Here is a 13180-nt window from a genome sequence, read left to right as displayed (position 1 = left end):
ATGACAAAGATACTTCAAAATGTACAAATGTTAAATGAACAAGGTGAACTGCATACTGTTAATATCGCCATGGCTGAAGGGAAAATCACAGCAATCGGACAAGATGTAACTATTGAAGATGCTGAAATAATTGAAGGAAATGGTTTTGTTGTTGCACCAGGCTTTGTCGATGTCCACACGCATTTACGCGAGCCAGGCTTTGAGCATAAGGAAACAATAGCAACAGGCTCATCATCGGCAGCAAAGGGCGGCTTTACGACAATTTGTGCGATGCCTAACACAAAACCAGTACCAGATTCAGTAGAAAATATGCAATTAATTAATGGGCTGATTAAGGAAAGTGCCGTTATTCGAGTACTTCCATATGGCTCGCTCACAAAGGATATCTCTGGTGAGGTTCGCACAAATATTGAGGAATTAAAAGCACATGGAGCAGTTGCATTCTCTGATGATGGTGTAGGTATTCAGCTTGCTTCAACAATGTATGAACAGATGAAGGATGCTGCTCAGCACGATATGGTTGTGGTGGCACACTGTGAAGATAATTCATTAATTTATGATGGTGTTATGCATGAAGGGAAACGAAATATAGAGCTTGGTCTTCCAGGCATTCCGTCCATATGTGAATCTGTACAAATTGCGCGAGATGTTTTACTAGCAGAAGCAGCTGGTGCACGTTATCATGTCTGCCACGTATCAACTAAGGAATCTGTCCGTGCTGTACGAGATGCTAAAGCAGCAGGTATACGTGTAACTGCTGAAGTTTGCCCACATCATTTATTACTTGAAGAAATGGATATTCCATCAGATGACGCAAACTGGAAGATGAATCCACCATTACGTGGTGCAGATGATAAAGATTCACTTCATGCAGCACTGCTTGATGGCACAATCGATTGTATCGCAACAGATCATGCGCCACATACAGTGGAAGAAAAATGCTGCGGCATGGTAGGTGCACCGTTTGGCATTGTAGGCTTTGAAACAGCATTTCCTCTGCTATATACACAATTTGTAGAAACAGGGAAATGGACGTTAAAACAGTTGATTGACTGGATGACTGTAAAGGCAGCTCAAATTTTTGATTTGCCATATGGCACATTAGAAGTTGGTTCTTCGGCAGATATGATTTTAATTGATTTAAATAAAGAGCAAACAATTGATGCAGAAGGCTTTGTATCAAAAGGACGTAACACACCATTCAATGGCTGGGCTGCAAAGGGTTGGCCAGTCCTAACAATTTTTGAAGGCAATATCGTATACCAGGAGGCAGAGTAATGAAAAAACGTTTACTTATTTTAGAAGATGGCACAGTATTTACAGGTACAGCGTTCGGTAGTGAGAGAGCTTCACAAGGTGAGGTAGTTTTCACAACAGGTATGACAGGTTATCAGGAAACCATTTCAGATCCTTCATTCTACGGACAAATCGTAACATTAACATATCCTTTAATTGGTAATTACGGTATCAACCGTGATGATTTTGAATCAATTACACCTGCTATTCGTGGGTTTGTTGTTCGTGAATTAGCCAAAACACCTTCAAATTTCCGCTGTGATTTAACAGTAGATGATTATTTAACATCAAAGGATATCCCAGGCATCGAGGGTATTGATACACGAAAATTAACACGTATTATTCGTAGTAAAGGTTCAGTGAAGGCTATTTTAACAGCTGCTGATGAGGAAGTGAATGTAGATGAAATCGTAGTAAAATTACAAGCAACACCAGCGATTACACACCATGTTCGAGAAGTATCTCCAAAGGCAGCTTATCCGTCACCAGGACGTGGTAAACGTGTTGTATTAATTGATTTTGGTATGAAGCATGGTATTCTTCGTGAATTAAACAAACGTGATTGTGATGTGTTAGTTGTACCTTATAACACATCAGCAGAGGAAATTTTAGCATGGCATCCAGATGGGATTATGCTATCAAACGGTCCAGGTAATCCGGAAGATGTGCAGGAAGGTATTGAAACAGTTCGCAATTTAATTGGTAGAGTGCCAATGTTCGGTATTTGCTTAGGTCATCAAATCTTCTCACTTGCTTGTGGTGCTCGAAGCTTTAAATTACCTTTTGGACACCGTGGAGGAAACCATCCAGTAAAAGATTTACGCACAGGTCGTACAGATATAACATCTCAAAACCACGGTTACGCAATCGACATTGAATCATTAAAAGAGACAGATTTAGAATTAACACATATCGCATTAAATGATAGTACTTGTGAAGGTGTACGCCACAAGAAGTATCCAATTTTCACAGTACAGTATCATCCAGAAGCATCACCAGGTCCAGAAGATTCAAACCACTTATTTGATGAGTTTATCGAAATGATGGAAGTAGAAGCAGGGAAGGGGAAACAACATGCCTAAACGTACAGATATTGAAACTATTTTAGTAATCGGATCAGGTCCAATCGTTATCGGACAAGCAGCAGAATTTGACTATGCGGGAACACAAGCTTGTCTATCTTTAAAAGAGGAAGGCTATCGCGTTATTTTAATCAACTCAAACCCTGCAACAATCATGACAGATACAGAAATTGCCGACAAGGTTTATATTGAGCCGATCACACTTGAGTTTGTTTCACGTATTTTGCGCAAAGAGCGTCCAGATGCTATCCTGCCAACACTTGGTGGACAAACTGGCTTAAATATGGCGATTGAATTAGATAAATCAGGAATTTTAGATGAGCTTAGTATTGAGATTCTTGGGACAAAATTAGAAGCAATCCATAAAGCAGAAGATCGTGATTTATTCCGTAATTTAATGTATGAGCTAGGTGCTCCAGTGCCTGAATCAGATATTATCCATAACTTAGATGAAGCGAAAAACTTTGTTGTAAGGATTGGTTATCCAGTTATCGTTCGCCCTGCGTTTACGCTAGGTGGGACAGGTGGTGGTATTTGCTACAATGATCAAGATTTAGAAGAAATCGTGACATCTGGGCTTAAATACTCTCCAGTTACACAATGTTTACTAGAAAAATCAATTGCTGGCTATAAAGAGATTGAATATGAAGTAATGCGTGATGCGGCTGACAATGCCATTGTAGTATGTAACATGGAAAACGTTGACCCAGTAGGTATTCATACAGGGGATTCTATCGTAGTAGCACCGACACAAACGCTGTCAGATCGTGAAAATCAAATGCTACGTAATATTTCCCTAGATATTATCCGTGCACTAAAAATTGAAGGTGGCTGTAATGTTCAATTAGCTCTTGATCCATATAGCTTTAATTACTATGTAATCGAGGTTAACCCTCGTGTATCACGTTCATCAGCGTTAGCATCAAAAGCAACTGGCTACCCAATTGCCAAACTAGCAGCGAAAATTGCAGTTGGCTTAACATTAGATGAAATTAAAAACCCTGTAACAGGTTCTACGTATGCTTGCTTCGAGCCAGCACTAGATTATATCGTGGCAAAAATTCCACGCTGGCCATTCGATAAATTCGAATCAGCAAAACGTAATCTTGGTACACAAATGAAAGCAACTGGTGAAGTTATGGCACTAGGTCGTACATTTGAAGAAGCGATGCTTAAAGCGGTTCGTTCACTTGAAACAGGTCAAGTGCACTTAGAGTTAAAGCATGCCGAGGAAAACTCCGATTCTTGGATTGAAAAACGTATCCGCAAAGCGGGAGACGAACGTCTATTCTTCATCGGTGAAGCATTACGTCGTGGCGTGACGATTGAGCAAATTCATGAGTGGTCTGAAATTGACTTATTCTTCTTAAATAAATTCAAAAATATTGTAGATATGGAGCAAACACTCGCTGACAATAAAAATGATAAGGACGTATTACGTACAGCAAAACGTCTAGGCTTTGCAGATAAGAAAATTGCAGAGCTTTGGGAAACAACACCTGAGGAAGTATATGCATATCGTAAAGAATATGGCATTATCCCAGTTTATAAAATGGTTGATACATGTGCAGCGGAGTTTGAATCTGAAACACCTTACTTCTATGGCACATATGAGGAAGAAAACGAATCTATTAAATCAGACAAGCCATCTGTTGTTGTCCTTGGGTCAGGTCCAATCCGTATTGGTCAAGGGGTAGAATTTGACTATGCGACAGTACACTCAGTATGGGCAATTCAGGAAGCAGGCTATGAGGCAATTATTATTAACTCTAATCCAGAAACTGTATCCACGGACTTCTCGATTTCAGATAAATTATACTTCGAGCCATTAACAATCGAAGACGTGATGCACATTATTGACTTAGAACAACCAATTGGCGTAGTTGTGCAGTTTGGTGGACAAACAGCCATTAATCTTGCGGATAAATTAGCGGCAAATGGTGTGAAAATCTTAGGTACATCACTTGAAGATATTGACCGTGCAGAAAATAGAGATAAATTCGAGCAAGCATTACATGAAATAGATATTCCACAGCCACAAGGTGAAACAGCCATCTCAACTGAGGAAGCACTTGCTATTGGTGGACGACTTGGCTTCCCAGTGTTAGTTCGCCCTTCATATGTATTAGGTGGACGTGCAATGGAAATCGTCTACAACGAAGAAGAGCTACAACACTATATGGAAAATGCTGTTGAAGCATCTCCAGACCATCCAGTATTAGTTGACCGTTATTTAACAGGTCAAGAAATTGAAGTTGATGCAATTTGTGACGGTGAAAATGTATTAATCCCAGGTATTATGGAGCATATTGAGCGTGCAGGTGTTCACTCTGGTGACTCTATCTCAGTATACCCACCACAAAAATTAACACAGGCACAAAAGGATACATTAGTGGACTATACAACTCGACTTGCAAAAGGTCTTGGCATCATAGGCTTAATGAACATTCAGTATGTTATTTCACAAGGAGAAGTATTTGTGATAGAGGTGAACCCACGTTCTTCTCGTACAGTACCATTCTTAAGTAAAATTACTAATATCCCTATGGCTAATATTGCAACAAAAGCAATCCTAGGTAAGTCAATTATTGAACAAGGCTATCCAACAGGCTTAGCAACTGAGCAAAAAGGTGTATTTGTAAAAGTGCCAGTATTCTCCTTTGCTAAATTACGTCGTGTCGACATTACATTAGGACCTGAAATGAAATCAACAGGTGAAGTAATGGGGAAAGATGCAACATTAGAAAAAGCCCTTTACAAAGGCTTAGTTGCAGCAGGAATGGAAATTCGCACAGAAGGTACAGTATTATTTACTGTATCTGATAAAGATAAAGAGGAAGCGATTGCCCTTGCAAAACGTTTCTCAACAGTAGGCTATCGTATTGTGGCTACAGAAGGTACTGCTAAAGCATTTGAAGCAGCAGGTGTCCGCACAGATATCGTAGGAAAAATCGGTGCAAAAGGCCAAACATTAATCGATCTAATTCAAAACGGTGAAGCACAGCTTGTAGTGAATACACTTACGAAAGGCAAGCAACCAGCTCGTGATGGTTTCCGAATCCGTCGTGAATCAGTTGAAAACGGTGTCCCATGTTTAACATCATTAGATACAGCAGAAGCAATGCTACGTGTTATTGAATCAATGACATTTACAGCAGAACAAATGCCAAAAGCGGAGGTAGTACACTAATATGATACGTCAAGAGAAAATGACGGTCGTCTCTCAAAAGCAAATAGCGACAAACATTTTCGAATTGACACTTCATGGTGAACTGGTTCAGGATATGACTCCTGGCCAGTTTGTCCATGTAAAGGTGTCAGATTCATTGGAGCCGCTTTTACGTCGACCAATCAGTATTGCAAATATAGATAAAGATAACAACGAATTTACAATGATTTATCGAGCAGAAGGTCGTGGAACAAAGGTTTTAGCGACGAATCGTGAAGGTCAGCTTGTAAATGTATTAGGACCAATCGGTAACGGATTTCCTGTGGATGCAGTAAAAGAGGGAGGGACAGCTCTTTTAGTTGGTGGAGGAATCGGTGTCCCACCATTACATGAGCTTTCTAAGCAATTAAACGCGCGTGGTGTAAAAACAATTCATGTGTTAGGCTTCCAAACAGAGGATGTGTGCTTTTATGAGGAAGAATTCAGCGCACTTGGTGAAACACATTATGTAACGGTCGATGGCTCTAAGGGAACAAAGGGCTTTGTCACAAATGTATTAGAGTCACGAGCACCTGAGTTTGATGTCTTTTATTCCTGTGGTCCGCTACCAATGTTAAAAGCACTTGAAGGCTTTTACCCTGATAAAGAGGGCTATCTATCATTTGAAGAGCGTATGGGCTGCGGTATCGGTGCTTGCTTTGCATGTGTATGTAAAACGACAGACCAAGTAGCAAAAGACTATGTTAAAGTATGCTCTGATGGTCCAGTTTTCCCGAAAGGTACGGTGGCATTATGAGTAGTCGATTAACAATACAATTACCAGGTTTAGATTTGAAAAATCCAATAATGCCAGCATCAGGCTGCTTTGGATTTGGTCGAGAATATTCCCAGCTATACGATTTATCGAAGCTTGGCGCTATAATGATTAAAGCAACAACTGTAGAAACACGACTAGGTAATCCTACTCCTCGCGTAGCAGAAACAGCAGCAGGGATGTTAAATGCTATAGGTCTACAAAACCCTGGCATTGACAAAGTCATGAATGAAGAATTAAAGTTTCTAGAGAGCTATGATGTGCCAATCATTGCAAATGTAGCTGGTACAGAGACAGCAGATTATGTAGAGGTTGCACGACGTATTTCCACTGGGGCCAATGTAAAAGCATTAGAGCTTAATATTTCCTGTCCTAACGTAAAATGCGGTGGCATTCAATTTGGCACTGATCCCACAACAGCACGTGAGCTGGTGAAAGCTGTTAAAGCTGTGTCTGAGGTGCCTGTTTATGTAAAATTATCCCCTAATGTAACAAGTATTGTAGACATTGCCCAAGCTGTTGAAGCGGGTGGTGCAGACGGTATTACTATGATTAATACTTTAATTGGAATGCGTCTGGATGAACGTACTGGTAAGCCGGTAATTGCCAATGGTACAGGTGGTTTATCCGGACCTGCTGTAAAGCCAGTTGCGATTCGTATGGTCTATGAGGTATATAAGGCTGTCAATATTCCGATTATTGGAATGGGTGGTGTAACAGAGGCACAAGACGTTATTGACTTTATGTCGGCTGGTGCATCTGCAGTTGCTGTGGGGACAGCAAACTTTGTCGATCATTTCGTATGTCCAACTATTATTGATGAATTACCAGCAAAGCTTGACAAATTAGGTGTTGAGCATATTTCAGAGATTATCGGAAGGAGCCATCGTTGATGAATACCCAGCCTATACTAGCACTAGATTTTCCCGGAGAAAAAGAAGTATTGGATTTTCTAAAACAGTTCAATGAGTCTCTTTTCGTGAAAATTGGCATGGAATTATATATGCAGGAAGGACCAGACATTGTTCGTAAAGTAAAGGATTTAGGTCATGATATTTTCCTTGATTTAAAATTACATGATATCCCGAATACAGTTGGATCTGCCATGAAAGGCCTAGCAAAATTAGGTGTAGATTTAGTCAATGTCCATGCGGCAGGCGGACGTCCAATGATGGAGGCAGCACTAGAAGGGCTAGAAGCAGGAACACCTACAGGAAAAGATCGTCCATCATTAATTGCAGTCACACAATTAACATCAACAACTGAGGAACAAATGCAAGCAGAGCAAAGAATTGCTCTATCTTTACAGGAGTCTGTCTTGCACTATGCAAGTCTCACAAAACAAGCAGGTTTACAAGGTGTCGTTTGTTCAGTTCACGAGGCTAAAGCGATAGCTGAGGCATGTGGAGATAGTTTTCTACGCGTGACGCCAGGTATTCGTTTAGCGGGAGGCAACGCACACGATCAAAAGCGCATTGCCACACCAGATGGAGCAAAACGTGATGGCTCTTCATTAATTGTCGTGGGACGTGCCGTAACAGGTGCACAAGATCCAGTAGCAGCATATAAAATTGTAAGTGAATTATGGGAGGCATAACTATGACATTACAAAATGAAATCGCACACGCAATGTTAAAAGTAGGAGCAGTGGAACTAAATCCAACAGATCTATTTACATGGGCATCAGGCATTCAATCGCCAATTTACTGCGATACACGTCTAACAATCTCAGATCCTGTTATTCGTAAACAATTAGCAAACGGCTTAGCATCACTCATCAAAGAAAACTTTGGTGCAACAGAAATCGTTGCAGGTACAGCAACAGCAGGTATTCCCCATGCTGCTTGGGTAAGTGATATTCTAGATTTACCAATGGTTTATGTACGTTCTAAAGCAAAGGAGCATGGGCGTGGCAATCAAATCGAAGGAAAATACGCAGCGGGTCAAAAAGTAGTAGTAGTAGAAGATATTGTTTCTACTGGTGGTTCATCTATTACAGCGGTAGAAGCTTTGCGAGCAGCAGGCTGTGAGGTGTTGGGCGTTGTTTGTGTCTACACTTACAATCTACCACGTGCTGAACAAGCATTCGATCAAGCTGGTATTCAATATGTATCATTAACAAACTTTGATTATTTAATAGAAGCAGCTAATGAATCAGGTGCTATTCAAGAAGAGGATATCCCATTCCTTAAGGAGTGGCATGAAAAATTAAAGGCTGGAGCTCTTTAATCTAAAAACCTAATTAGAAATTCTCAAAAACGACTATCGATATTTTTATCGATAGTCGTTTTTTTACTAACTCAGCAGAAATGATAATTAAATTTAGCCAAATGAAAATACCGAGAAGTATGTAACATTGCACTGTTTACTTGCTTAAAGTAAATTACTTTTCTACTGTAATATACTTCACTTCAATTTATTAATGTGTTAATCGGGAAAATTATTTACAAAAATTGAAAACAGAAAAACTGAAAATATCTCAATTCATCAAAATGACTAAAATGATCTGAAATACTAAATAAATAGCGATTATATAAGAGCGAGGAAATAATATATTACACTATATATAATTATATTTAGATAATAAAAAAATGATACTTTATGCAGCTGAAGTAATAAATGAGCAAATATTCATTTGATAGAAATAAAAATATTTTAATGAAAATTGGAATAGTTGTATGGTTTATTTTGTATATAAGATAATAAGAATTTGAAAAATTCACTTGATTTAATGTGTTATTTCTAGATAAAATAGCATTACGCTCAATTATCAGAATATTACATCAGTGGAATTTTTGTTGGGCTTTATTTTGTTAGTAATGAATACGGTAATATATAGCAGGTTTTTTATGCTTCGAAATTGGTTTTTTTTTGTCGAAAAATGATATTAAAATAGATTTTGGATCTGTTAGCTGAATACTTATTTAGCGATTATAAGCAAGATATTTATAAACTGTACTACATAAATTATTAATTATTTTCATTAAAAAAATAAAAGGTGTGATAGCAGATGAGTTTAATGTTAGAAGTGAAAAATCTTAAAACTGGTTTTGATATAGATGGCGAAATATATCATGCGGTAGATGATGTTTCATTTTCAGTTAAATCCGGTCAAATTATTGGAATAGTAGGAGAATCAGGATGTGGTAAAAGTGTAATGTCCCTTTCTATTATGCAACTTCTTCCACAAGGAATTGGAAAAATCACTGGTGGTGAAATAAGATTTCATGGGAAAAATATTGAACATCATACAAACGATGAGATGAATAAAATTCGAGGAAAAGATATTAGTATGATTTTCCAAGAACCTATGACATCCTTAAATCCGGTTTTTACAATAGGCTCACAAATTGAAGAGATTATGTTGAACCATAGCAAATTGTCAAAAGTCGAGGTTAGAGGCAAAGCGATAGATTTGTTAAAGCAAGTTGGTATTCCAAGAGCTGAAAAAATCGTTGATGAATATCCTCATCAATTGTCTGGTGGAATGAGACAAAGGGTGATGATTGCTATTGCCATTGCATGTCAGCCAAGACTTTTAATTGCTGACGAACCTACAACTGCTCTGGATGTAACCGTACAAGCCCAAATACTTGAATTACTGAAAAATATTCAAGAGAAAAATAAAATGTCTATTGTGCTGATTACTCACGATCTGGGTGTAGTTGCAGAAATGTGTGATGAGGTAATAATTATGTACGCAGGGAAAATTGTTGAACGAACGAATGTTGATAATCTGTTTTACAATCCCAAACATCCTTATACAAAGTTATTAATGGCATCAATTCCAAGAATAGATGCTGAAGTAAATGAATTATCCACTATTAAAGGTATTGTCCCGTCCTTAAAAAATATGCCTCAAGTTGGCTGCCGATTTGTAGATAGATGCCCATCGGCAATGCCTGAATGTAATAAGGTTACACCACAACTTGCCTTTATAGGTGACCAGCATGAGGTATCTTGTTTACTTTATGAAGGATGTAATAGAAAGGGTGTGAGCTGACAGTATGAATCAAACAACAGAAAAACAAGAAAATTTATTAGAAATCATTAATTTAAAAACATATTATCCCATCAAAGGCGGCTTATTTAGACATACTGTAGGTTATGTTAAAGCCGTTGATACTATTTCGTTCTCCATAAAAAATGGAGAGACATTAGGATTAGTTGGTGAATCGGGTTGTGGAAAATCGACAACTGGTCGTACTATTTTAAGGTTATTGGATGCAACGGATGGAAAAATTATTTTTAATGGTAAAAATATAACAAAAATATATGGGGAATCATTAAGAGAAATACGGAAAGATATCCAAATGGTATTTCAGGATCCATATGCCTCATTAAATCCCATGCAAATGGTGGGCAGTATTATAGCTGAACCTATAATGAACTACCATAATAGATCACTTAAATCGTTAAAAAATGAAGTTATAGAGCTTTTAAGTAAAGTGGGGTTACCAGCAGATGCTTATCACAAATATGCTCATGAATTTTCAGGAGGGCAGCGTCAACGTATAGGCATTGCTAGAGCACTCGCACTCCGGCCAAAGCTTATCATAGCAGATGAGCCTGTTTCGGCATTAGATGTGTCTGTGCAATCTCAAGTTCTTAATCTATTAAAAGAGTTGCAAAATGAGTTTGATTTAACGTTTTTATTTATTGCTCATGATTTAAGTGTTGTCAAGCATATGAGTGACCGTATTGGTGTAATGTATTTAGGAAATATCGTGGAAATAGCAGACAAAGAACATATTTATGATGAACCATTACATCCTTACACACAGGCGTTAATCTCTGCTATCCCAGTACCTGATCCAAGAAAGAAGAGCAATCGCATTGTGTTAGAGGGGGATATTCCAAGTCCAGCTAATCCTCCAAAAGGATGTCCATTCCATCCACGGTGCCCAAAGGCAATGAGAGAGTGTTCATTATCAAAACCAGCCTTAAAGGAGGTGAAGCCAGGGCATAGAGTTGCATGTCATTTATATTAGAAGATCATTATGAGAATTAAATAATGACAAAAATAAAATTCACGGGGGGAAAAAAATGAAAAAATCAGCATTATGGTCATTCATGCTAATGCTCGTTATGGCTCTATTTTTAGCAGCATGTAATAGTGACACATCGACACAGGAAAAAGAAGGGGACAAAGAGAAGGACAATTCTGCAACAACTACTGAAGCAAAGGAAGGAGGAATTGTAACATTTGGTACGGATCAGGCTCCTGAGGGAGTATTTGATCCTGCGTATGCAGGAAGTGTTGTAGATGGTTATATTCAAAACTTTACTATGGATGGTATTTATGATGTGAATGATGAGTTAGAATATATTCCACACCTAGCAACCTGGGAAATTAGTGAGGATAAATTAACGTATACGTTTAGCTTTAAGAAAGGTGTAAAGTGGCATAACGGTGAGGAGTTAACCGTTGATGACTGGGTATATGCATTAGAAACATTAGCAAATCCAGAGTATGAAGGCCCTCGATTCAATTATGCTGAAAATATTAAAGGGGCAGTAGCTAAAAAGGAGGGGAAAGCAGATAAAATTGAAGGTATTGAAGTCGTTGATCCATACACAGTAAAAATTACCTTTGAAAAAGTAAAGATTAATAACTTAGAAAATCTTTGGAATTATCCAATGCCAAAGAAACATTATGAAGGTATTGCTATTAAAGATTTAGAGGAATCAAAGCAGGTTCGTGAAAATCCCGTAGGCTTAGGGCCATTTAAGGTGAAAAAAGTAGTAGATGGCGAGTATTCTGAATTAGAGCGTTTTGATGATTACTGGAAGGGCAAACCACAGCTAAATGGCGTGATTGTTAAAGTTATAGATCCATCTTTAGCAACAGGTGCGTTCCAAAACGGTGAAATTGACATTATGAATATAAGACCGCAATCTGTTAAAGAATTATCAGCATTAAACAATGTGCGCATTGAAGAAACTACAGGTGTATCTTATTCTTATATAGGTCTTCGTTTTGGTCACCGTGATAAAGCCACACTTACAAATGTAGCAGATTTTGATAAGTTTAAATCAAAAGAATTGCGTCAGGCACTATTGTATGCGATTAATCGTCCAGCAATGATCGATGCTTTCTTAGAAGGAAAAGCTGAGGTTGCGAACACTGTGATTCCACGTGCATTTTGGATTGCTGCAGAGGAATCTGAACTGAATAAATATGAATACAATCCAGAAAAGGCTAAAGAACTGCTGAAAACTGCTGGATATGTAGATAAAGATGGTGATGGATTTGTGGAAGATTCAAATGGAAAACCATTCAAAATTTCATTTGGTCATTATGCTGGTCCTGCAGCATTTGAGGGTCGATCTCAGGCCATTATTCAATCTTGGAATGATATTGGTGTAAAAACAGAATTGGCTACAGGTACTTTAATTGAATTTAATTTATATAACGATATGAAAGATAATGATGATGCTGCATTAGAAGCATTCTTTGGTTCTTGGAGTACTGGCTCTGACCCAGATCCATCTGGTTTATGGGGGAATAATGCAGAATGGAATTATGGTCGTTGGGTAGACGATCAAAATCAAAAGTTATTAGAAAAGGGCTTAAGTGAAGGGGCATTTGATAAAGCTGAACGTATGAAAACATATATTGAATGGCAAAAGTATTTCAATGAAGAGGTACCAGCACTTCCATTATGGGAAAACTTAGATTTATATGGTATTAATAATCGATTACAAGGTGTTCATATTAATGCTGTTGGTTTCCAAACAGATGTTTATAAATGGAATATTAAAGAATAGGTTAGAGGTCCAATCCTGCTAAATAGATCCTCCCACTAAAGGGGGATC

General features: G+C 38.2%; 10 protein-coding genes. All 10 read left to right on the top strand.

The window, feature by feature from the left end:
• The 10 genes from ACQKIM_RS06345 to opp4A all read left to right on the top strand — a co-directional run bounded on the left by ACQKIM_RS06345 (nt 1) and on the right by opp4A (nt 13132).
• Nucleotides 1-1278, top strand: a complete 1278-nt coding sequence (locus ACQKIM_RS06345; RefSeq protein WP_427540718.1) for a dihydroorotase — start codon at nt 1-3, stop codon at nt 1276-1278.
• Nucleotides 1278-2378, top strand: a complete 1101-nt coding sequence (locus ACQKIM_RS06340; protein WP_427540715.1) for a carbamoyl phosphate synthase small subunit — start codon at nt 1278-1280, stop codon at nt 2376-2378. The genes ACQKIM_RS06345 and ACQKIM_RS06340 overlap by 1 nt, the downstream gene beginning before the upstream one ends.
• Nucleotides 2371-5568, top strand: a complete 3198-nt coding sequence (carB, locus tag ACQKIM_RS06335; RefSeq protein WP_427540712.1) for a carbamoyl-phosphate synthase large subunit — start codon at nt 2371-2373, stop codon at nt 5566-5568. Before ACQKIM_RS06340 ends, carB begins: the two co-directional genes overlap by 8 nt.
• 1 nt (nt 5569) lies before the next feature.
• Complete coding sequence (locus ACQKIM_RS06330) at nt 5570-6343, top strand: dihydroorotate dehydrogenase electron transfer subunit (RefSeq protein WP_427540709.1); 774 nt, start codon at nt 5570-5572, stop codon at nt 6341-6343.
• Nucleotides 6340-7254, top strand: a complete 915-nt coding sequence (locus ACQKIM_RS06325) for a dihydroorotate dehydrogenase (protein ID WP_427540707.1) — start codon at nt 6340-6342, stop codon at nt 7252-7254. The genes ACQKIM_RS06330 and ACQKIM_RS06325 overlap by 4 nt, the downstream gene beginning before the upstream one ends.
• Nucleotides 7254-7958: an orotidine-5'-phosphate decarboxylase gene (gene pyrF, locus ACQKIM_RS06320; protein WP_427540704.1), complete on the top strand. Its 705-nt coding sequence runs from the start codon at nt 7254-7256 to the stop codon at nt 7956-7958. Before ACQKIM_RS06325 ends, pyrF begins: the two co-directional genes overlap by 1 nt.
• A 2-nt stretch (nt 7959-7960) precedes the next feature.
• A complete protein-coding gene (pyrE, locus tag ACQKIM_RS06315) occupies nt 7961-8590 on the top strand; it encodes an orotate phosphoribosyltransferase (RefSeq protein WP_427540701.1) in 630 nt (209 codons plus the stop codon).
• A gap of 781 nt (nt 8591-9371) precedes the next feature.
• Nucleotides 9372-10364, top strand: coding sequence for an ABC transporter ATP-binding protein (locus ACQKIM_RS06310; protein ID WP_427540698.1), 993 nt, complete (start codon nt 9372-9374; stop codon nt 10362-10364).
• 4 nt (nt 10365-10368) lie between these two features.
• Nucleotides 10369-11352 (top strand): ABC transporter ATP-binding protein, encoded by a 984-nt coding sequence (locus tag ACQKIM_RS06305; RefSeq protein WP_427540695.1) that lies wholly within the window; start codon nt 10369-10371, stop codon nt 11350-11352.
• A 55-nt stretch (nt 11353-11407) separates the two neighbouring features.
• Complete coding sequence (opp4A, locus tag ACQKIM_RS06300) at nt 11408-13132, top strand: oligopeptide ABC transporter substrate-binding protein (RefSeq protein WP_427540692.1); 1725 nt, start codon at nt 11408-11410, stop codon at nt 13130-13132.
• Nucleotides 13133-13180: the final 48 nt, after the last annotated feature.

This window comes from Lysinibacillus sp. NPDC047702 (assembly GCF_050272555.1).
Lineage (GTDB): Bacteria > Bacillota > Bacilli > Bacillales_A > Planococcaceae > Lysinibacillus.
Note: the sequence above shows the minus strand (reverse complement) of the source record. Positions and strands in the feature narration are given on the sequence as shown.

What these genes read in the sequence shown, in the direction of transcription:
- ACQKIM_RS06330 (WP_427540709.1), top strand. Translation starts at nt 5,570, where the DNA reads ATGATACGTCAAGAGAAAATGACGGTCGTCTCTCAAAAGCAAATAGCG.
- carB (WP_427540712.1), top strand. Translation starts at nt 2,371, where the DNA reads ATGCCTAAACGTACAGATATTGAAACTATTTTAGTAATCGGATCAGGT.
- ACQKIM_RS06345 (WP_427540718.1), top strand. Translation starts at nt 1, where the DNA reads ATGACAAAGATACTTCAAAATGTACAAATGTTAAATGAACAAGGTGAA.
- ACQKIM_RS06340 (WP_427540715.1), top strand. Translation starts at nt 1,278, where the DNA reads ATGAAAAAACGTTTACTTATTTTAGAAGATGGCACAGTATTTACAGGT.
- ACQKIM_RS06325 (WP_427540707.1), top strand. Translation starts at nt 6,340, where the DNA reads ATGAGTAGTCGATTAACAATACAATTACCAGGTTTAGATTTGAAAAAT.
- ACQKIM_RS06310 (WP_427540698.1), top strand. Translation starts at nt 9,372, where the DNA reads ATGAGTTTAATGTTAGAAGTGAAAAATCTTAAAACTGGTTTTGATATA.
- ACQKIM_RS06305 (WP_427540695.1), top strand. Translation starts at nt 10,369, where the DNA reads ATGAATCAAACAACAGAAAAACAAGAAAATTTATTAGAAATCATTAAT.
- pyrE (WP_427540701.1), top strand. Translation starts at nt 7,961, where the DNA reads ATGACATTACAAAATGAAATCGCACACGCAATGTTAAAAGTAGGAGCA.
- pyrF (WP_427540704.1), top strand. Translation starts at nt 7,254, where the DNA reads ATGAATACCCAGCCTATACTAGCACTAGATTTTCCCGGAGAAAAAGAA.
- opp4A (WP_427540692.1), top strand. Translation starts at nt 11,408, where the DNA reads ATGAAAAAATCAGCATTATGGTCATTCATGCTAATGCTCGTTATGGCT.